The sequence below is a fragment of the Alloscardovia macacae genome (assembly GCF_002259705.1).
Classification (GTDB): domain Bacteria; phylum Actinomycetota; class Actinomycetes; order Actinomycetales; family Bifidobacteriaceae; genus Alloscardovia; species Alloscardovia macacae.
This window is the reverse complement of the sequence record NZ_MWWT01000008.1, coordinates 135,284-153,769: the sequence shown is the minus strand read 5'-3', so window position 1 is coordinate 153,769 and position 18,486 is coordinate 135,284. Positions and strand designations below refer to the sequence as shown.

The 18,486-nt window shown below is 58.8% G+C and carries 18 protein-coding genes; 7 read left to right on the top strand and 11 right to left on the bottom strand.

The genetic code is table 11. The features are described 5' to 3' along the window. Window positions 1-59 precede the first annotated feature (59 nt). The 4 genes from ALMA_RS06480 to ALMA_RS06465 all read right to left on the bottom strand — a co-directional run bounded on the left by ALMA_RS06480 (window position 60) and on the right by ALMA_RS06465 (window position 5,268). Window positions 60-824 (bottom strand): sulfite exporter TauE/SafE family protein, encoded by a 765-nt coding sequence (locus tag ALMA_RS06480; RefSeq protein ID WP_094726887.1) that lies wholly within the window; start codon window positions 822-824, stop codon window positions 60-62. A 12-nt stretch (window positions 825-836) separates the two neighbouring features. Next, on the bottom strand, window positions 837-2,168 hold the full coding sequence (locus tag ALMA_RS06475; RefSeq protein WP_094726886.1) for an anaerobic sulfatase maturase: 1,332 nt from the start codon (window positions 2,166-2,168) through the stop codon (window positions 837-839). A gap of 104 nt (window positions 2,169-2,272) precedes the next feature. Beyond that, the gene (locus tag ALMA_RS06470; RefSeq protein ID WP_094726885.1) at window positions 2,273-3,781 is read right to left on the bottom strand and encodes a sulfatase family protein; all 1,509 of its coding nucleotides are present in this window, start codon (window positions 3,779-3,781) and stop codon (window positions 2,273-2,275) included. Between the two features lie 38 nt (window positions 3,782-3,819). Then, window positions 3,820-5,268, bottom strand: a complete 1,449-nt coding sequence (locus ALMA_RS06465; protein WP_094726884.1) for a sugar porter family MFS transporter — start codon at window positions 5,266-5,268, stop codon at window positions 3,820-3,822. A 27-nt stretch (window positions 5,269-5,295) separates the two neighbouring features. Here ALMA_RS06465 and ALMA_RS08155 point away from each other — a divergent pair, with 27 nt between their 5' ends. After that, complete coding sequence (locus tag ALMA_RS08155) at window positions 5,296-5,454, top strand: hypothetical protein (protein WP_158520680.1); 159 nt, start codon at window positions 5,296-5,298, stop codon at window positions 5,452-5,454. A 139-nt stretch (window positions 5,455-5,593) separates the two neighbouring features. On the opposite strand, the gene ALMA_RS06460 is transcribed toward ALMA_RS08155, so the two are convergent. Then, entirely contained in the window at window positions 5,594-6,460 is an 867-nt protein-coding gene (locus ALMA_RS06460; protein WP_094726883.1) for a D-hexose-6-phosphate mutarotase, read from the bottom strand. Between the two features lie 191 nt (window positions 6,461-6,651). Between ALMA_RS06460 and ALMA_RS06455 the strand changes: the two genes are divergently transcribed. The 4 genes from ALMA_RS06455 to nagA are packed head-to-tail and all read left to right on the top strand — an operon-like array spanning window position 6,652 to window position 10,917. Next, window positions 6,652-7,797, top strand: a complete 1,146-nt coding sequence (locus tag ALMA_RS06455; protein ID WP_244568902.1) for an ROK family protein — start codon at window positions 6,652-6,654, stop codon at window positions 7,795-7,797. 25 nt (window positions 7,798-7,822) lie between these two features. Continuing rightward, window positions 7,823-8,746: an ROK family protein gene (locus ALMA_RS06450; protein WP_094726882.1), complete on the top strand. Its 924-nt coding sequence runs from the start codon at window positions 7,823-7,825 to the stop codon at window positions 8,744-8,746. 18 nt (window positions 8,747-8,764) lie between these two features. Further along, on the top strand, window positions 8,765-9,586 hold the full coding sequence (gene nagB, locus ALMA_RS06445) for a glucosamine-6-phosphate deaminase (RefSeq protein WP_094726881.1): 822 nt from the start codon (window positions 8,765-8,767) through the stop codon (window positions 9,584-9,586). A gap of 26 nt (window positions 9,587-9,612) precedes the next feature. Then, window positions 9,613-10,917 carry an N-acetylglucosamine-6-phosphate deacetylase gene (nagA, locus tag ALMA_RS06440; RefSeq protein ID WP_377866727.1) on the top strand — a complete coding sequence of 435 codons (1,305 nt, stop codon included), beginning with the start codon at window positions 9,613-9,615 and terminating at the stop codon, window positions 10,915-10,917. Between the two features lie 237 nt (window positions 10,918-11,154). Here the strand turns inward: nagA and ALMA_RS06435 are convergent, their stop codons facing one another. The 3 genes from ALMA_RS06435 to ALMA_RS06425 form a co-directional block, all read right to left on the bottom strand. Next, window positions 11,155-11,904, bottom strand: a complete 750-nt coding sequence (locus ALMA_RS06435) for an amino acid ABC transporter ATP-binding protein (protein WP_094726879.1) — start codon at window positions 11,902-11,904, stop codon at window positions 11,155-11,157. Then, window positions 11,904-12,758, bottom strand: coding sequence for an amino acid ABC transporter permease (locus tag ALMA_RS06430; RefSeq protein ID WP_086106048.1), 855 nt, complete (start codon window positions 12,756-12,758; stop codon window positions 11,904-11,906). Before ALMA_RS06430 ends, ALMA_RS06435 begins: the two co-directional genes overlap by 1 nt. Window positions 12,759-12,930: 172 nt before the next feature. Then, window positions 12,931-13,764 (bottom strand): ABC transporter substrate-binding protein, encoded by an 834-nt coding sequence (locus ALMA_RS06425; protein ID WP_094726878.1) that lies wholly within the window; start codon window positions 13,762-13,764, stop codon window positions 12,931-12,933. Window positions 13,765-13,918: 154 nt separating this feature from the next. Between ALMA_RS06425 and ALMA_RS06420 the strand changes: the two genes are divergently transcribed. Both ALMA_RS06420 and ALMA_RS06415 read left to right on the top strand, forming a co-directional pair. Further along, on the top strand, window positions 13,919-14,365 hold the full coding sequence (locus tag ALMA_RS06420; RefSeq protein ID WP_169712321.1) for a cupin domain-containing protein: 447 nt from the start codon (window positions 13,919-13,921) through the stop codon (window positions 14,363-14,365). A 21-nt stretch (window positions 14,366-14,386) separates the two neighbouring features. Then, complete coding sequence (locus ALMA_RS06415) at window positions 14,387-14,716, top strand: carboxymuconolactone decarboxylase family protein (RefSeq protein WP_094726877.1); 330 nt, start codon at window positions 14,387-14,389, stop codon at window positions 14,714-14,716. A gap of 90 nt (window positions 14,717-14,806) precedes the next feature. On the opposite strand, the gene ALMA_RS06410 is transcribed toward ALMA_RS06415, so the two are convergent. From ALMA_RS06410 to ALMA_RS06400, 3 genes are read right to left on the bottom strand one after another with little or no spacing between them, the layout of a single operon-like run. Next, entirely contained in the window at window positions 14,807-15,298 is a 492-nt protein-coding gene (locus tag ALMA_RS06410; RefSeq protein WP_094726876.1) for a cupin domain-containing protein, read from the bottom strand. 27 nt (window positions 15,299-15,325) lie between these two features. Next, window positions 15,326-16,681 carry an amidohydrolase family protein gene (locus ALMA_RS06405; protein WP_094726875.1) on the bottom strand — a complete coding sequence of 452 codons (1,356 nt, stop codon included), beginning with the start codon at window positions 16,679-16,681 and terminating at the stop codon, window positions 15,326-15,328. Beyond that, window positions 16,665-18,287 (bottom strand): adenosylhomocysteinase, encoded by a 1,623-nt coding sequence (locus ALMA_RS06400; protein ID WP_094726874.1) that lies wholly within the window; start codon window positions 18,285-18,287, stop codon window positions 16,665-16,667. The genes ALMA_RS06405 and ALMA_RS06400 overlap by 17 nt, the downstream gene beginning before the upstream one ends. Window positions 18,288-18,486 lie beyond the last annotated feature (199 nt).

Below are 18,486 nucleotides of genomic sequence, written 5' to 3'. Positions count from 1 at the left end.
GTCAATTCTTCCTTCTCTTATCAGTGGGGTCTGCCATACGTGGCAGGCCCCACGTGTGTCTAGAACCACAGCGTCTGCACGAGAGCAAACCCTGCCACGGCGAGCAGGAGCACTCCGAAGATGAGCGTGAGGGTGCTGGCCTTCACACGTCGAGACAGGGGTGCTCCCATGAGGCCACCAGCCATGGAGGCCGCAGCGAAGATGAGTACCGTCAGCCAGTCCACGCTCACTGGTGAGCCGATGCGCGAGAGCAGCCCTACGCTCGAGGCGATAATCATGACCAGTAGGGAGGTGGAGGAGGCTTCTCGGATGCTAAAGCCGAGAGCGAGCACGAGCATAGGCACCACAGCGAAGCCCCCACCCACTCCGAAGAATCCTGTGAGGAAGCCCGTGGCTGTGGCACACAGGAGAAGCTTCATGATGCTGCGCTGCTCGGGTGCGTGGCTCACCTCAGTGGGACGCAGTGCTTTGATGAGCATGACCACGCCCACCACAGCCAGCAGGGCGCTGAACAGGAGCATGAGCACACGCGCATCGAGCCATCCGGACAGTCGAGAACCGGCGAACGTGCCCACGGTGGACAGTGCTCCGAATACCACCCCATCCTTCCAGCGCACGAAGCCCTCGCGCGAGCGGGGGATGAGAGAGACGAGAGCAGTTAGTCCCACGATGACGAGGGAACCGGCTGAAGCAGCATGAGGCTCCATGCCCAGGATGTACACGAGTACAGGAACGGAGAGGATTCCGCCGCCAGCGCCCAGGGCGCCCACGACGAGCCCCACGCCTAGTCCGATGATGAGGGCGAGAAGAAGAGATGACGTCATAAAAAACTTTCTTTACGCTCGAGCGCGCACCTGAGCGCGCACGAGGGGATTCATAATCTCGGCAGGAGCATGCTGGGAGCGCAGAAGGCGCGCCATGCCCACCATATCTGGTCGAATGTGTGCATAAAACTTCGTATATCCTGGGCACAGGTAGTTCTGGCCGAGTTCACCGTCGCGCGAGCGTACGAAGCGATCCTTCGGGCAGCCGCCATTACACATGCGCTTAAACGGACACGTGAGGCACTGCTGGGTGAGCTGTGCGTGCTTCTTTTTTGCAAATTCGCGCATGACCGGTGTCTGAGCGAGATCAGCGAAGGGGGATTCCGTCACATTTCCCACGAACCAGTCAGGCTCCACCCAGTGGTCGCAGGCGTAGACGTCTCCATTAAATTCGAGAGCCATATTCGTCCCACATTCGGGAGCGTGGGAGCATACCGTGTACTGGTTAAAGAGAGCGCCGAGCGCGGCATCGAAATCCTGTACATACACGCGTCCCACGTCATGGGATATCCATTCGTCGAAGACATCGCAGAGGAACTGTCCGTAGAGTTCAGGCTTCGTCGAACGCGAGGTGACAGCATCTCCAGCCTGCTTATACAGCAGACCCACGCTGTCTTTCCCAGTTTTACGCCAGCCGCCCCTCTCCGCACGCTCCAGCTGCGCTGGGTCCACGCGCTCCACGATAGGGATGAATTGGATAAAATCCGCACCCAGCGTATCGCGGAAGTAGGTATACACCTCGCGGCCGTGCGCCTCGTTCGCGTGATGCACGGTGCACAGGATATTACAGTCCACGCCCGCCTCACGCAGATAATTCCAGCCGCGCACGACGAGCGCATGCGTGCCGCGGCCCGCGCGATTCACGCGGTAAAAGTCATGATACTCCTCAGGACCATCGATGGAGATGCCTACGAGGAAGTGATGCTCCTTCAAAAACTGCGCCCACTCAGGCGTGATGAGTGTCCCGTTCGTCTGAATAGCGTGCTTGACCGTCTGCGTAGGGCGGCGGTACACCTCACACAGCTCGACGAGCCGGCGGAAAAAGTCCAGTCCACGCAGCGTCGGCTCGCCGCCCTGCCACAGCATGGTCACTTCGCCATCCGCGCTCGCAGCCAGGTACTCGGCCACGTAGGTCTCGAGCGTCTCCTCGCTCATCTGCTGCTTATGCGCGCTGTACAGCAGCTCCTTCGAGAGGAAGAAGCAGTACTGGCAGTCGAGATTACATGCGGCTCCCGTCGGCTTCGCGACGATGGAAAACGGAAGCTGCGTGCGCGTGAGCGGCGCTCCGGCCGGCGCGGCTGTCAGCACGGGCGCTGCCGGCAGTACAGATGCTGCAGAAGACATAACAGGACCTTTCCACTCGATCAGAGAGAAAACGAAAACGTGTGCAGGGACGCGAGCAGGGTAGGAAGCTCGCGCACCCCGCACACAAGAATGGGGAATGGGGCTTACTTCGCCACGTCGTCCCAGTCGGAACGCGCGGTATTCGACAGCGGAATGTCGAACTCCGTCATGGCAGCCATCCATTTCGCGAACGAACTGTCTCCGCGCTCCTTGAGCTGCGTATACAGCTCGGCGGCCATCTCGCGGCGAACCTCGTCGAAGGCCGGAGCGGTGTAGAGATTATTCAGCTCGAATGGATCGTGCTTCAGGTCGTAGAGCTCATTAATGGACTCGTGCGAGATGACGAGCTTATAGTCGTCCGTCCTGAGCATGCGCTGCTGGATAGGGAAGTGCAGGCCGTGGAACTCGCAGACCATGTTCTGCCGCCAGTCCTCCGGCACCTCGCCAGCCAGCAGAGGCACGAGCGAACGCCCATCCTCCACCTTCGCTGGGTCGATGCCCGCGATGTCCATAATGGTAGCCGGAATGTCGATGAGCGAGACGTACTCGTCGCGCTTCTCGCCATGCGTCAGACCTGGAATGCGCGCGATGAACGGGATGCGGTAGATGTCATCGTACATCGCAGGACCCTTATCGTTCAGGCGATGTGCGCCCGTGAACTCGCCGTGGTCAGCGGTGAAGAACATGGCCGTGTCATCCATGAGGCCGAGCTCGCGAGCGGCGTCTAAGATGCGGCCTATCTCGAAGTCGATCATGGCCACGTAGCCCCAGTACACGGCGATGAGCTTCTTCCACTCCTCGGTGTTAAAGGAGGATGTGGACCAGTACGTCGCGTAATTCTGCTGGACTTTCGGCTTCGCGATGAGCGAGTCGCCGAAGCTTTCCGGTAGTACGATGTCATTCGGATCGATGAGGTCGAACCACTCGTCCGGCAGGAAGTATGGCAGATGCGGCCCGAAGAAGTGCACGTCGAGGCTGAACGGCTTTCCGCTTTCCTTATATTCCGCCGCGTACTGGCGCAGGCGCGCGATGGAACGGTCCGCGATGAAACGCTCGAAGGTCGCTTCTTCTGGCTGGTCGAGGCGTGCAGCCAGGATATGCCCGTCGCGGTTTCCTGGCAGCTTTCCGCGCCAGAATTCGTGAGCTTTCACTGGTGGCAATTCATTCTCTTCCAGCCACGCCACATACTGCTCGTTTGCCACTGGATTCTCGGCTCCCCAGAAGGTGTCATCATCACAGCCGAACTTATCTGGCAGATTCGTGCCACAGTGGTACTTACCCACCATGCCCACGTTATACCCGTGGTCGCGTAGAGCCTGGGTGTATGTCCAGTCTGTTTCTGGAATGGCCGTAGAGTAGGCGATGTTCCACTCTGGGTTTGCCAGAGTCTGATGCTTAAATGGCAGCTGGCCAGTGAGCATGGATGCACGTGCTGGCGTGCAGATGGCCGACGGAGTGAATCCCTTCGCAAAAATGCAGCCTTCTTCTGCCAGAGAATCGATGTTCTGCGTGTGTGCGTGCACGTTTCCCAGGCAGCCGAGCGTATCGATGCGATGCTGGTCTGTCATAAAGGTGATGACGTTTTTCACGTTTTCAGGAATGCGTCCTGTCATGATAAATCCTTTCTTTTTACGTACCTGCTACGTACCCGTTACTTACCCATGTCTTCGAGGGACTTGCCCTTCGTCTCTTCGAGGAACTTCCACGCGAAGATGACCGCGAGGACACCGAAGCCGCAGTACATCCAGTACGTAAAGGCTGGCGACCATTCCACGAGGTATGGGAAGAGCAGAACGATGATGAGGTTAAAGAGGAAGTCCGAGCCGGAGGCCAGAGACATGGCGCTACCGCGGATCTGGTTCGGGAACATCTCACCCATCATGACTGAGAAGATAGGACCCCATGACGAGGTGAATCCGAGCAGGAAGCAGCACAGTGCCGCCACAGCGAGGAAGCCGAGGACTGGGCTGTGGCTGATATCAGGACCGTTCGCACCCATAGGAGCCACAGTAAAGACGGTGGCCACCGTACCGAGAGCTACGAACATGAGCGTGCCACCGTACATGAGCATGCGCTTGCGACCTACGTGGTCCACGAGCAGAATGCCAGCAGTGACGCCCACGATCTTAAAACAGGTGAGGATGAGAGTCTGCTGGAACGCAGAAGACTCTGGCATACCCACAGCCTGGAAGAGAGTATTCGAGTAGAAGAAGATGCCGTTCGTACCGGTGAGCTGCTGGAATGCAGCCAGAGCCATACCCACGAAGACGAGGGTACGCCACTTCGACTTCAGCACAGCCACCATGCCGAGAGCTTGGGAAGCTCCACCGCCGAGAGTGTCCTTAATGGCCTGAATCTGCTGGAGGGCAGCAGGGTTATCCGCGCGGTCCGTGCCGTCAGAGAGGCGAGACAGAATGCGTGCAGCCTCGTGGTCCTTCCCCTTCGTGACGAGATAGCGTGGGGACTCAGGGATGAATGGCATGAGCACCATGTAGATGAGTGCTGGAATGATGAGGCACAGGAACATGACCTGCCAGGCCTTAATGCCCATAAAGACTTCTGCCGAAGAGGAGCCAGCTATCTGACGAGCAGCCATGTTCGCCACAGCTGCGAAGAGCAGACCGAGGATGATGGCCAGCTGGCGGAAGGAGATGAGGCGGCCGCGGATGCGCGCCGGCGAGATCTCCGCCACATATCCTGGTGCCACTGTGGTGGCAGCGCCGAAGCCGATGCCGCCGACTACGCGGCACAGCAGGAGGAATGGGTATCCTCCGAGGTATGGGCACAGGGTGCCGAAGATAGCTTCGAACATGAGAAGTGGGCCCACCCACAGCAGCACGCCACGGCGGCCGATGTGGTCGGACAGGCGGCCGGCTATGACAGAGCCGATGAGGCCACCGATGATGCCGGCCGAGCCGGCTATACCCTTAGCGAGGGCACCGAGGTGGAACTCGCTGCCGACTGCACTGATGGCGCCGTTCAGCACCATGCCTTCAAATCCGTAGAAGAGTGGGCCCAGCGTCACGATAAGTGCCAGAGTAGTGGCATATCGCTCAGCCTTCTTCACCTGTACGGAGGATACTGTCTGGGTAGTAGACATAAAAACCTCCCCCTTGAGGATAGTGGTATGACCGTGATTCGTATCACAGTAATTTTTAGTATACATCTATTTGTAAAGACAAATGACAAAAATGGGAAAATTTATGAAGAAATTTTTTTGGCCGGGGTGGGTGGCGCTGAAAAACCGAGGAAAAACAAGGGGTGGGAGGGTGTGTGGTATCCGTAATGTAAGTATACAAATTACTGATTCTGTAGTGTCGTTACGGGTAGCGTGGATGGGACCGTTCTGCTCCTGCTGAGGTCCACTGGGAACGTGCATACAGGAGCGAGAACGGCCGCATCTGCTAAAAAGGACACTGAAAACGCTAAAGTGCAGAGTGCTCGGGAGTCAGGTCTGCCACGCGGATGGTCTGCGCGATACTATGGTTTCCGCCCGCAGGAATACTCACGGCACCATCCTTACATGCGCTTGCCTCGATGCACACGAAGTGCCTCCAGTCTCCAGGTGCCATGTCTGGGAAGGAATCCCCGGCTTCACCGGGATTCCAGATGACAGTATTCGTCGTTCCGTCCGGATGAATGTGGATGCGGCGTGAGAGTACGGGGTCGAGGATGGACGTGTCTGCTGTGCTCAGATATATCCGGTCAGTCTCCTCGGGGAAAGTGAGAGTAGTCGAATCCTGTACATACTCGGCCCAGCCATGCGCAGCATCGATGTAGGATGCCCCTTGCAGCCCATAGACCTCGATGGAGCGCACATCTCCCACGCGGAAGTAGGTGTGCAGAGCCATTTCGAAGGTGACGGGATGGTCGTTATCGTTATGGAGTGTCAGCCTGGCGGTCAGCTCATCGGAAGAAGGCAGTATCTCATAGTCTGCATGAAAAGTGCCGAAGTCCTCGTGTGATCCGGCATAGGTGTAGCGCAGGTGGGAGTGAGAAGACTGGGCGTCATACTCCCAGAAGTTCACGCGGCCGAGCCCATGCTTCGGGGCGTACGAAAGGTTCTCTCTGCGTGGCACAGAGTAGCCCGACGCAAACCACGGCAGAATAACCGGAATGCCTCCACGTAAAGCCACGCCCTCGCCAAACGCCATAGTGTTCGGCGTCCATAAGGCAGAGGTGTGCTGGCTGGCAGGGGTCCAGCTGAGAATGTGCGCGGCATAGTCGCTGACGCGCAAGGATGTGGCTGCGTCCTCGCCCACCACATCCCTCAGAATAAATGGGGTAGTCATGAAAACAGATTATATCATCTTACCTTGCGAAAAAAGTTCGTGTCGCCAAAGGCTAAGAGAAGCCGTGCGAGCAAACCCGTTATAGACTCATGTAAACGTGCATGACGTGATTAATTGTTAACTAAGTAGACAAATATAAAAATTGATGCTACACTCACGAATAACAGACACCTGACTCAAAGGACGAGCGCATGACTACAGCGAAAAAAACCACGCCGCCGGGCATCCGCGCGCATAACGTCATGGCCGTGTTTCAGCTGCTCTTTCCGAACGCGCAGCTGAGCCGCACGGACTTGACGCGAAGGCTCGGACTGTCGCGCATGGCGGTGGGTGAAGTCGCTGTGGAGATGCAGGAACATCGCATCGTGCGCGAAGTGGGCTCGCTGCAGCCGGCAGGGCGCGGAAAGCCGTCGCCTGTCATCGCCATCGACACGGCATACTGGCGTGTCATCTCCGTGGATCTGTCTCAGGAATACGTCATTACAGGCGCTCTCGTGGACTTGTGTGGACGCATCGTGGAGCGAGCGGAGATGCCGCAGCCTCGGGGAAAGAAGGCGCTAGCGGTGAAAGACGTCGTCGCGTTCTGCCGCCGGCTCGTGGCGCTGGCAGGTTCACAGGACGACCCTTCCGAGGACTCTCATGCCATTCTCGGCATCGGCATTACCATGCCGGGTATCATCGACCCGAAAGGTATCGTGGTGCGCTCCGTGGCGCTCGGCTGGACGAATGTCGAGCTGAAAAAGCAGGTGGAAGATGCCCTCGGCATCCCTACCATGCTCTCGAATGTGACGAATGCCGCACTCATCGCCGAGCGATTCCTCGGAGAGAGTTCGGAAAACTCCATGCTCATATCCCTGCGGCGTGGAGTGGGGTCGAGCTTGTGTCTGAATGATCAGATCGTGCGCGGGGATACGTTCACGACCGGAGAGATAGGACATATCATCGTCGATCCGCAGGGGCCGCGCTGCACCTGTGGAAAGACCGGATGCCTCGAAGCGCTTCTCGCACCGAGCCGCATCCGCCAGATGATAGACGACGCTCCAGAAAAGCGCACGCAGATTCTCGCGCAGGCGGGCCAAGTGCTCGGCCGCGTGCTGTCTGTGTCCATCGGCTTGCTGGACGTGCATGATATCTGTGTATATGGTCCCGCTGACATCGTGGGAGAGGCTTTTCTGGGGTCTATGCGCGAAGAAGTTCATGCCATTATTCATTCGGAATACCGTCAGGTGCCCGAGCTGCGCCGCTGCGAGCAGGGAGAGGACCTCGCTATGCGTGGGCAGGCGGTGACGGTCATCAGACAGTTCGTGCCGCAGATACGGCAGAATATCGCGGGATAGGTCCGCGAGAACAGAGAGGTAACACATGACATCACAGCGTAGTGAGAGCATGCCGAGCGGCGTGCGCGTGGGCATCGACGTGGGCGGCACGAAGATAGCTGGCGTCGCGCTCGCCTCAGAGAGTACTGACGTGCTCGCCGAGTATGAAGTTCCGGCACGGCAGGGCTCCGAGGCACTCGTCGAGGATGTGCTCAGCGTCGTTCGAGCTTTGAGTGACGATCCCGTCAGCATCGGCATCGGCACGCCGGGACGTGTCAATTCATCCACGGGTGAGGTGGAGAACATCGCGAACTTAGCCGTGGACTACGTGGATCTCGGCAGGCTCGTCGCAGCTGCGACGTGCGTAGAGGTTCACGTGGAAAACGATGTGAATGCAGCAGCTCTCGGCGTGGCAGCTCAGGCTGAAGCAGCTTCCACTGTCGTGTGCCTGAGCATCGGCACGGGCATAGCTGCTGGCGTAGTGCGTAACGGCGTGCTCGACCGTGGATTTAGTGGAGTCGTGGGCGAAGTGGGGCACGTTCCTATAGAGCCGCATCGCTGGCCATGCCCATGCGGACAGGTGGGCTGCCTGGAAACTGCGGGAAGTGGGGGAGCGGCAGTGCGTTTGTGGCCGCACGACACACCGCCGATGCCAGCCATCATCCGCCGAGCACACGACGCGAACGATCCTCTCCACATGCAGGCAGTGGATGTGCGTGACACGGTCATCCGTGCCATCGTGGACATCATCGACATGCTGGCCGTCACCGTGGACCCGGAGAAAATAATCCTCGCAGGCGGTATGGCGAAAACGGGCCAGCCGCTGCTCGACGAAATCTGTGCCGAACTCAGCCGTCGTGCTGAGGGCAGCAAATTCATCACATCCCTTCACTTGGACGACCGCCTGGCGCTGGCGCCGAGCGGTGTGCCAGTGGGCGCCATAGGCGCGGCGCTGTGTGGGAAAAATTGAGATAAAAAGGAGTAAAAAATGGCAGAAGTCATCATCGTTCAGAACGAGGAAGAAGCAGGACGCATCTATGGGCGCGCCGTAGCTGACCTCATCGCGAAAAAACCGGGCGCTGTGCTCGGCCTGGCCACAGGATCGAGCCCGCTGGCCGCATACCGCGAACTCGCCGCTATCCTGAAGGAAGAGGGCACGGACGTCTCGCGCGTGCAGGGCTTCGCGCTCGACGAATATATAGGCCTGCCTCTGACGCATCCTGAGTCGTATCGCAGTACCATTACCCGCACCGTCGTGGAGCCGCTCGGGCTGAACCCGGAGCGCGTTCACGTACCGGGAGACAGCCTGAACGGCGCGGGACTCGATGACCCGGCATGCGCCGAGCAGATTCTCGCCGCGGGCCCAGCCTATGACGCGGCCATTCGCGCGGCCGGCGGAATAGACGTGCAAATCCTCGGCATCGGCACGGACGGGCACGTGGGCTTTAACGAGCCGGGAAGCTCACTCGCCTCGCGCACGCGTCTGAAGACGCTTACCGAGCAGACGCGCGTGGATAATGCGCGCTTCTTCGAGGGGGACCTCGACCAGGTACCGACGCACTGCATTACACAGGGCATAGGGACCATCCTCGAAGCGCGTCACCTCGTACTTCTCGCTTTCGGAGAAGGAAAGGCAGCAGCCGTGCGCGACACGGTGGAGGGGGCGGTCAGCGCCACCTGCCCAGCCTCTGCTCTTCAGCTCCATCCGCATGCCACTATCCTCGTGGACGAGGCGGCGGCGTCTCAGCTGCAGTATGCCGACTACTACCGCTATGTGGCAGCGCACAAGCCAGAATGGCAGGGGATCTGATGAGTCGCGTGAGTGGAGTGAGTGGAGTGACCGGAGTAGAGGAGGAGCGCGGTGTCGAGCAGGAGCGCGGTCTCATCGCGGCGCGGATTCGCGAAGTACTGGCGGGGCCGGCGCGTCCAGTAGCTCTGCGCGGTGCGCGGAAAGTGGACGCCTCGGGAGTGACAGAGGGATTCTGGCTCGTCACCTCGGGGGAGCGCATCGAAGCATGTGGTGTGGCTGACGGGGCGCACGGGGGCGTCGATGGCGGTGTTACTGCCTTCGACATGGCGTGCATCGAATACGGTGTGGCTCCGTCCGACATTCTCGATGTGAGTGGTTTCATCCTCGTGCCGGGATATGTGGATATTCATGCGCATGGAGCGTGGGGCGCAGCCTTCGATGATGGCGTGGACGGCATAGAAATGGCGCGCGCTGGGCATATGATGCACGGCACCACGCGCCAGGTACTGAGCCTCATCACGAATCCGGTGGACACGCTGTGCGAGAATCTCGCGACTGTGCGGGGGCTTATGGGTTCTCGTTCAGACATCCTCGGCTCGCACCTCGAGGGGCCGTTCCTCGCCCTAGCGCGAAAGGGCGCGCACGATCCGGAGTGTCTGAAAGATCCTGAGCCGGAACTGGTGGAGCAGCTGCTCGAGGCGGCCAATGGGAGCCTCAAGCAGATAACCATCGCGCCAGAGCTGCCTCACGGACTGAGCGCTATCCGCCAGTTCGCTGCGGCTGGGGTGGTGCCTGCTGTGGGCCACTGCGATGCCGACTATGCCATGGCTGGACGAGGTTTTGACGCGGGCGCGCGCATTATGACGCATATGTTTAATGCGATGAATGGCTTGCATCACAGGAAGCCGGGGCCTATTCCGGCTGCTGCGGAAGATCCGCGTGTGATCATCGAGCTCATTAACGATGGCTTCCATGTGGATAACGCGATGCTCAAGCTCGGACTCGGCTTCGCTCCACACCGCATCGCCTTCGTTACGGATGCTATGAGTGCTACGGACTGCCCGGATGGACACTATCTGCTCGGTGCTCTGGATGTGAATGTGGAGGATGGGCATGCGCGCCTCGTGTCGAATGGCGCCATCGCGGGCTCGACGCTCACTCTCGAGAAGGCCGTGCAGCGCGCGGTCGTCGAGCTGGGAATGGCGCCTACTGATGCTGTGGAGGCGGCGACGCTCACGCCGGCGCGTGCTCTGGGGTTCGAGAAGGCGAATGCGGTGACTGAGTATCCGCTCGGCCTGCTGGCTTCTGGCTATGCGGCTGATTTCAATCTTCTCGATGCGGATACGTGGGCTGTGCGTAGCGTATGGTGCGCGGGGCGTCGCGTGAAGTAAGCTGGATAATACATCGGTTCAGGGGCGATGGTGAGACGATGTGCAGCTTACGTGGAGCGCTGTGAGAGAAGTTATGTGTAAGTCATCTCATGATGTGCTGAATACAGGCGTAGAGTCCAGATAAAACGGTGCACAAGTGAGATGACTTACACATAACGTGGACGCCGTGCCTAGGAAAACAACTGGGGGCTGAGCACATCGCGTGCCCAGCCCCCACGCTTATACGCGCAGACAGTCCTACAGGTTCCTAAAGTAGCTGAAGAACTCGCGCGTCTGAGGATTCTGCGATTCCTCCATGACTTCCTGCGGCGTACCATTTTCTATAATGTGGCCGTTTCGTAGCAGAACGATGCGGTCTGCAGCCTGATGAGCGAAGCTCATCTCGTGCGTAGCCATGAGGATAGTGGTGCCCTGTTCCTTCAGCTCCATCACCATCTCCAGCACTTCACCCACGAGCATAGGGTCGAGTGCAGAAGTGATTTCGTCGAGGAGGAGCAGCTCAGGATCCGTCATGAGTGCGCGCACGATGGCCACACGCTGCTGCTGTCCACCAGAGAGACGGTCAGGGAAGGACTTCGCCTTCTTATCCATGCCGATGCGCTCGAGCAGGGACATGGCTTTATCGATACTTTCCTGCTTATCGCGCTTGAGCACATGGGTGGAGGCGAGGATAATGTTCTCCATCACCGTCATGTGCGGGAAGAGATTAAACTGCTGGAACACCACGCCGATGCGTGCGCGGATAGCGTTCTCGTTAATGCGAGGATCGGTAATGTCCGTGTCCCCCAGCCAGATCTGACCATCGTTCACACGCTCGAGCAGGTTCACACAGCGCATGAGAGTGGACTTACCCGAGCCCGATGGGCCGAGCAGCGCCACCACTTCGTGCTCGTGCACGTCGAAGCTGAGGTGGTCGAGAATGAGATTCTTTCCATATGCCTTCGTCACCTTATCCAGGCGAAGGACTGCTTTCGTATCTTTCGTCATCAGACTGTACCTCCATTCAGCTCGCGCTTACGCAGTCTCGCAGAATACCAGTCATTCAGCAGAATGAATGGCACACTCAGGCAGATAAATGCCACCGAAGCAGTCACATATGGTGTGAAGTTATAGGTGGTGGCCTGCATAATCTGAGCAGAGCGGATGGCATCCACAGCGCCCAGAGTGGAGATCAAACCCACGTCCTTCTGCATGGAGATGAAGTCATTCATGAGAGCAGGAGCCACCTTACGCAGGGCCTGAGGGATGACCACCATGCGGATAGTCTGCAGGTTCGTCAGACCCAGGGAGCGAGCGGCTGCACGCTGAGACGGGTGCACGTCGTTAAAACCGGCACGCAGCACTTCAGCGATGTACGCCGAGTAGCTCAGAATCACGGCTACGGTACCCAGAAGAGTAGGAGAGATGCGGCTGGTGACCAGACCTGGCACACCAAAACCGATGAGGTAGAGCACCACGAGCATAGGAATACCACGCATAATGGTGGTGTAGAATGCTGCTATCCAGCGCAGAGGAAGCATAACGGCGCTGCGGCTCGTGCGCAGAAGTGCCAGAAGAGTGCCGAGGATGGCCACGCCTATGACGGCGAAGAAAAGGACCTGGAGGTTCAGGAGCAAGCCCTGACCTACGGCTGGAATGGACTGGACGAAGACATCCCAGTTAAAGAAGGTGAGCTTCACCTGCTGCCAGCCAGGAGAATTCTGTAAACTAACGGTGATAACAGCCACGAGGACGAGAGCGCTGACGACACTCGTGATCACGGATTTTAATCCTTCAGACTTGCGGTACTTCTCGCGTTCGAGCTCGACAGTACTGACTGTGGAAGGGTCGAAAGTAGCCATAGATAATGTCTCTTTTTGTGTCTAGGCGAATTAAGGAGTGTGAACACTTTCATCATACCGCGAGGTATACATTTTCGGTGCGCACGGGGTCATAGAGTAAGACGAGGAAGAATTGACAGAAAAAGTAAAAGCGGCACAGCGCATACCGCGCCATGCCGCCAGACGAAACGTCTTACTTCAAAACAGGAATGTTCGTGTACTCAGAGAGCCACTTTTCCTGCAGCTGCTTCAGGGTGCCGTCCTCAGAGAGCTTATTCACAGCCTTCGTCACCTTATCGGTGAGCTTCGAACCCTTAGGAAGCACGATGCCCTGGCCGTTCGGATCCTCAGAACCGTTTATCTGGCCGAGAACCTTACCATTATCACCCGTCTGCTTCGACTCCACCATGTTCACAGATGTAGGAGTGTCCACCACGAGGATGTCTATCTGGCCGTTCTTCAGGGCTGCCACAGCATCATCGTTATTATTATAGAGCTTGATGTCTTCCTTAATCTTATCCTTCGCCACGAGGTAGGATGTGGAACCAGACATGGCGCCGATGACGGCATCCTTAATATCTGCCAGCGACGTAGCAGAAGCGAACTTATTATCACCCTTCACCACGAGAGCCTGCGTGGTGTTATAGTAGCTCGGGGAGAAGTCCACGGCCTGCTTACGCTGCTCGGTGATGGAGAACTGCTGGATGTTCATATCCCAGTCCTTCGCGCCTGGTGCGATGGCCGAGTCGAAAGTGGAGCGAGTCCACACGACGTCCTTCTGGTCGTAGCCCAGCTCCTTCGCCACTGCGTATGCCACAGCTGCTTCGTAGCCTTCACCCGATTCTGGCTTATTATTCAGAACCCATGGGCTGTATGCTGGCTCGCCGGTAGCGATGGTCAGCTTACCTTCGGTGACGGTTTCGGAAGTGCTGGAAGCAGAAGTAGAACCGCACGCCGCCGTGAAAGCGAGCAGTGCAGCAGTAGCGCCAGCGAGGATAGTACGAGCAAGGTGTGCCTTGTTAATCATGCAGAACTCCCATTTTCTCTCTGATGTAATCTGCTCCTTCAGGATAACGAATGCCCCCGTACAAGCACAAGGCTGAACACGCATAAAATGACCAGTTTCGCGCTTTATGGGTATATGCATAATTTAGAACGCGTTCCAGCGATACAGTGGAAGCATGGAAAATACCACACAGGAAAGCGATAACCTTATGAAGTTCGAAAAAGAAGTAAAAGAGAATGTCTTCGGTTTTGGAGAAGCGAACGAAGCATACGCGCAGTACTTTACGGGCGCGTCCTTCCTCCGTGGATTAGTTTCGCCTGAAGAGAACATAGACTGGGGTATGGCTCAGGTGAGCTTCGAGCCTGGCTGCATTAACCACTGGCACGCGCATACCACCGGCTACCAGGTGCTGCTGTGCACGGGTGGTGAAGGCTGGGTGCAGGAGGAAGGTAAGGAGCCTGTCCGCATGCGTCCGGGTGACGTTTATGTGGTGCGTCGCGGTGTGAAGCACTGGCATGGCGCGGGGAAGAACAGCTGGTTCTCGCACATCGCCATCACTTCGGGCGCGACCGAGTGGTATGAGCCTGTGGATGAGCAGGCGTACGCTGAACTGGACGATTAATTTTTCATAAAGGAGACGATTATGCGCGATATGAAGCAGACGGCCGGCCGTACGCAGCTCGGCGAGTTCGCACCTACTTTTGCTCAGGTGAATGATGACGTTCTTTTCGGTGAGGTCTGGGCGGACGAGACGCTGGACATGAAGACCCGCTCGACCATCGTCATTTCCGTGTTCATGGGCCGCGGGCTCATCACGGATGCGCTGCGGCATCATCTGCAGTACGCGAAGGATAACGGCATTACCCGCGAGGAGATTGCGGCTATCATCACCCACGCGGCGTTTTACGCGGGATGGCCTGTAGCGTGGGCTGTGTTCGCGCTCGCGAAGGACGTCTGGAGCGAGGAGGAGTAGGCTTTTTCGTTAGGCCAATTTTCCCTCTTCTTATCAGCTATCGGGGGGGGGCAGCTCGCGTCGAGCTGCCCCCTTTCGTATCATCCGTGTTTAGTCGATGACGGTAAAACCCTCGAAAGTAAATCCTGGCGAGACCACACAGGAGGCGAGAGCATCCGCTGAGGTAGGCAGAGTGCGCTGCCACTGGCCGGCTTTCACAAGGCACTGCGTGGTGTGCTCGGCATCACTGAGGGCGAGGCGCGTGCGCGTGGAGCGCGCGGCTAGCTCCTCAGCAGAAAGTGTGCGTGGATCCTCATCACACACGTCTATCTCCAGCGCTCCAGGACCATGCCAGAGCCAGAGCTCGTCGGCATCCACGAGATGCCAGTCGCTGTAATCTCCTTGAGGCAGGAGGAAGTAGATGAGAGAGGCGAGAGGACGGTCAGTGTTTGCATATCCGAGGGGGCTCTGCCACGTGCGGCGGTACCAGCCGCCTTCGGGATGCGCGCTGAGGTCCAGCGAGGAGATGAGCTGCTGCGCGTAGGAGCTCAGCGGTGGGATAAGGTCCGCATGTACTGCGGTGGTAGGGTTCAGGTCGCGCATGTGAGTACACGTCTCCTTTTCTCAAATCTAAAAAGCGTCGTTATTATGCGCCACGCGGCCAGAGATGACCGTGGCGCGGTTCGTTCCCGAGCCTTCGCGCACGAGGCGTTCGAGAGTATCCTCGTAGGCTTCGTCTGAGCTCAAGTCCACAGGAATGTCGAGGAAAGCGAAGTCTGCCAGAGCGCCGGCATTTATCTGGCCTATGCGCTTCGGACCGATGTTCAGTCCCATCACTTCTGCACCGCCGAGCGTCATCATGCGGATGAGCCGGTGGCTGAGGTCGGCTCCCTCATAACCCTGCTCACGCGCGAGGTCGTAGAGCATGGATACATCATCGAGCACGTCCAGGCTCGGGGAGGAGGACAGGGAGTCGGTGCCCACGGAGACGAGATTTCCTTCGCGCAGGTAGTCTGCCACAGGAGCATCCTTCTGTGTGCAGGTAATGCGGTTCGAGCGTGGGCACAGTGCCACACCCACTCCGCGCTGACGTAAGATACGCCGGTCCTCAGCGTCCGCATATACACCGTGAGCGATGTGGATATCCGGTCCGAGACTGCCGAGCTGATCGACGAATTGGATAGCAGACACATGCACGCCGGACGACTTCAGCTGCGGATAACTATCCCAATGATGCGAACGCCACGAGCGCGAAACCGGCGAGTAGAGGTCCTCCGCGTCGCCCGACTCGCTCGGCGTCTCGCCCAAATGAATATGCAGACGCATGCCCATAGACCGCGCGATGTCCGGCAAATCGAGGAACGGCGCGGACTCAAGCGAATACGGCGCGTGCGGGCTGATGCCGATGTCCGCCGCCTCGCCCTCCTGCGACGCCTGCTCCACGAGGTCGCGCAGCCACTCCGGGCCGCTCGCATTCCAGTTATCATTCTCCCAGCCCATCACCTCGAGATACGTGATGCCATGCATGCGCTGCGAGAAGAGAGCTCCGGCCGCTTCGAGATCCGTGGTGATGTCCGCAGCAGCCGTGGTACCGTACTCGACGAGCTGGCGCGCGCCGTCATATGCCCAGTCTTTCCACGGCTTGTCGAGCGCATCGTCATCGTAAATGACGTCGAAAGCGTCGCTCCATTCCTGGAAGCTGCCATACTCCTGCTGGCCCACGGACGCCATGCCTGTGTACTGCAAATGCGTGTGCGCATTCACGAGGCCGGGCAGGAGAATACCATCCCAGTGGCGCTCCACCACGCGCTTCGAGCGCAGCGGCCCCTCGGATAACGCCTTGAGCACCCACTCGCGCGTGCCCACGTGCACCACGCGGTTCAGATAGACGGCCACGGCTCCGTGCGGCAGCGCCGGCGCTGTCACCGGAAGGACGAGGGATGCAGAGTAGACGACGACGGGATTCAGATCATGCATGCTCGCCATGGGAGGCCTCCTCGGGTGTGGTATGCGTGGCAGATGTGGTGGTAGGTGCGCTAAAGCGGGTGCGTGTCCAGTCCGTGACCATCTCGCGCTGCTCGTCTATCTGAGCGCCGCGAGCTTTCAGTGCTGAGCGGGCGATGCGCTCGTCCGTGGCAGCGTCGAGGCGGATGACGGCGTGGGGGAGCTGGCTGCCGGACGCTCCCTGGGATGTGTCCGCTTCCTCCACGAGCATGCGCACGGCATTCAGCTGCACGGCGAAGCTCATGTCCATGATTTCGATGGGATTTCCACCGCTGACCGTGTAGTTCATCCCGTCGCCACTGGCGATGAGCTGCGCGTTACGGCTTCCCGAGGCACCGCGGCCAGTATCGCTGCCGGCATCGAGGCTGGTATCGAGCTGAAGCTGCGTGAGCGGCACAGCAGGAGAGATGTGCTGTCCCGTAAGCGCTGTGAGCTCGTCGAGTGCTATCTCGTTCGCTATTCCGCCGATGACGCCGAGCACTGTCCCGTCGTTCAAGCTCTGAAGCGTGGCGAGGTCCAGCGTATGGACCACGCCGGTAGCGCTGATGAGGCAGGAGCATGCGCGTGCAGCCTCGGCGAGGGGCAGGACGTCGAAACCATCATACTGTGCTTTGAGTGCGGCGGTGGCACTGCGCTCCACGATGACCACGTGTGCGCCGAGCGAGCGCATGCGCACAGCGAATCCGCGTCCCACGGGGCCGTACCCGATGACGGCCATTTTCTCGCCTCGCGCCGCGCTGTCGTCTATCCACGAGTCGCCCAGGACGTTCAGGAAGGTGGTGACGCAGGACTCGCCCGTGCCGTGTACGTTATCGAAGCCCGTTTTCAGCTGCGAATCATTCGACGCGATGACCGGATACGTGAGCGCTCCGGCTTTTTCCATCGCCTCGAAGGCACGCACGCCGGACGTCGTTTCCTCAGCGACGCCCTTGAGCTGAGCGAGAAGCTCTGGCCGTTCGAGGCTGGCGAGACGCGCGAAGCTCGCACCGTCGTCGATGATGACGGTGGGCTGCAGCTCGTCCAGGAGCCGCAGCCCACCGGCATGCTCCTCTTCTGGCGTCCACGCTGCGTTCGCGTACACCTTCACACCGCGCCGCGCGAGCTCGTCCGCCACGGCTTGATGCACCTCGGCAGCCGTGGCATACACGCCCACCTGAGCGCCCGCCCGCTGCAGCTCGAGTAGCAGCACCGCCGTCTTCGGCTCGATGATAAGGCTGACTGCCACGCGCTCGCCCTCGAGAGTGTGCTCGGCGAGCAGTTCGTCGGCTATCTGCCGCGTCACCGGCATGCCCGCATACGCGCGGTCTATCTGCTCGGCTGCGGTGAGCTCGCCGAGCTGCCTGCGTTCTGTATAGTCAATTCTTTCTCCCTCTACCTCGGCATACTGCGCATGAAGATGAATAGAGCAGGAAGAGGCAGCGTCAGGATCTGTGACGATACGTATGCCCCAGACGGCTGCAAGAGAGGAAAAATTGGCAGGAAGAACGGAAAGAGCATCCGGATGACAGAACACGCGACTGCCAGCGAGGCTGCGATTCGTGGCCTGCGAAAGTGCGCGCACGAGCGTGGCGAAGTTCAGTGAGTGCATACTGCCAGTGTAGCCTAGACGGTATAATAATGAAGTACACTCGAAGCATTTCTCGAGCGATAGAATGGACTACTCATCGCATAAAGAAGCGCCTTCACTCGTTTTCCGTCGTGAAGGCGCCGATAGGGTACTCCCGATCCATTTATTTGCTATAAGTATGTCATAACGGTGCGATGAAGTAAACAGAAGCGCCGATTAA

What these genes read in the sequence shown, in the direction of transcription:
- ALMA_RS06480 (WP_094726887.1), bottom strand. Translation starts at nt 824, where the DNA reads ATGACGTCATCTCTTCTTCTCGCCCTCATCATCGGACTAGGCGTGGGG.
- ALMA_RS06475 (WP_094726886.1), bottom strand. Translation starts at nt 2,168, where the DNA reads ATGTCTTCTGCAGCATCTGTACTGCCGGCAGCGCCCGTGCTGACAGCC.
- ALMA_RS06470 (WP_094726885.1), bottom strand. Translation starts at nt 3,781, where the DNA reads ATGACAGGACGCATTCCTGAAAACGTGAAAAACGTCATCACCTTTATG.
- ALMA_RS06465 (WP_094726884.1), bottom strand. Translation starts at nt 5,268, where the DNA reads ATGTCTACTACCCAGACAGTATCCTCCGTACAGGTGAAGAAGGCTGAG.
- ALMA_RS08155 (WP_158520680.1), top strand. Translation starts at nt 5,296, where the DNA reads ATGACCGTGATTCGTATCACAGTAATTTTTAGTATACATCTATTTGTA.
- ALMA_RS06460 (WP_094726883.1), bottom strand. Translation starts at nt 6,460, where the DNA reads ATGACTACCCCATTTATTCTGAGGGATGTGGTGGGCGAGGACGCAGCC.
- ALMA_RS06455 (WP_244568902.1), top strand. Translation starts at nt 6,652, where the DNA reads ATGACTACAGCGAAAAAAACCACGCCGCCGGGCATCCGCGCGCATAAC.
- ALMA_RS06450 (WP_094726882.1), top strand. Translation starts at nt 7,823, where the DNA reads ATGACATCACAGCGTAGTGAGAGCATGCCGAGCGGCGTGCGCGTGGGC.
- nagB (WP_094726881.1), top strand. Translation starts at nt 8,765, where the DNA reads ATGGCAGAAGTCATCATCGTTCAGAACGAGGAAGAAGCAGGACGCATC.
- ALMA_RS06435 (WP_094726879.1), bottom strand. Translation starts at nt 11,904, where the DNA reads ATGACGAAAGATACGAAAGCAGTCCTTCGCCTGGATAAGGTGACGAAG.
- ALMA_RS06430 (WP_086106048.1), bottom strand. Translation starts at nt 12,758, where the DNA reads ATGGCTACTTTCGACCCTTCCACAGTCAGTACTGTCGAGCTCGAACGC.
- ALMA_RS06425 (WP_094726878.1), bottom strand. Translation starts at nt 13,764, where the DNA reads ATGATTAACAAGGCACACCTTGCTCGTACTATCCTCGCTGGCGCTACT.
- ALMA_RS06420 (WP_169712321.1), top strand. Translation starts at nt 13,919, where the DNA reads ATGGAAAATACCACACAGGAAAGCGATAACCTTATGAAGTTCGAAAAA.
- ALMA_RS06415 (WP_094726877.1), top strand. Translation starts at nt 14,387, where the DNA reads ATGCGCGATATGAAGCAGACGGCCGGCCGTACGCAGCTCGGCGAGTTC.
- ALMA_RS06410 (WP_094726876.1), bottom strand. Translation starts at nt 15,298, where the DNA reads ATGCGCGACCTGAACCCTACCACCGCAGTACATGCGGACCTTATCCCA.
- ALMA_RS06405 (WP_094726875.1), bottom strand. Translation starts at nt 16,681, where the DNA reads ATGGCGAGCATGCATGATCTGAATCCCGTCGTCGTCTACTCTGCATCC.
- ALMA_RS06400 (WP_094726874.1), bottom strand. Translation starts at nt 18,287, where the DNA reads ATGCACTCACTGAACTTCGCCACGCTCGTGCGCGCACTTTCGCAGGCC.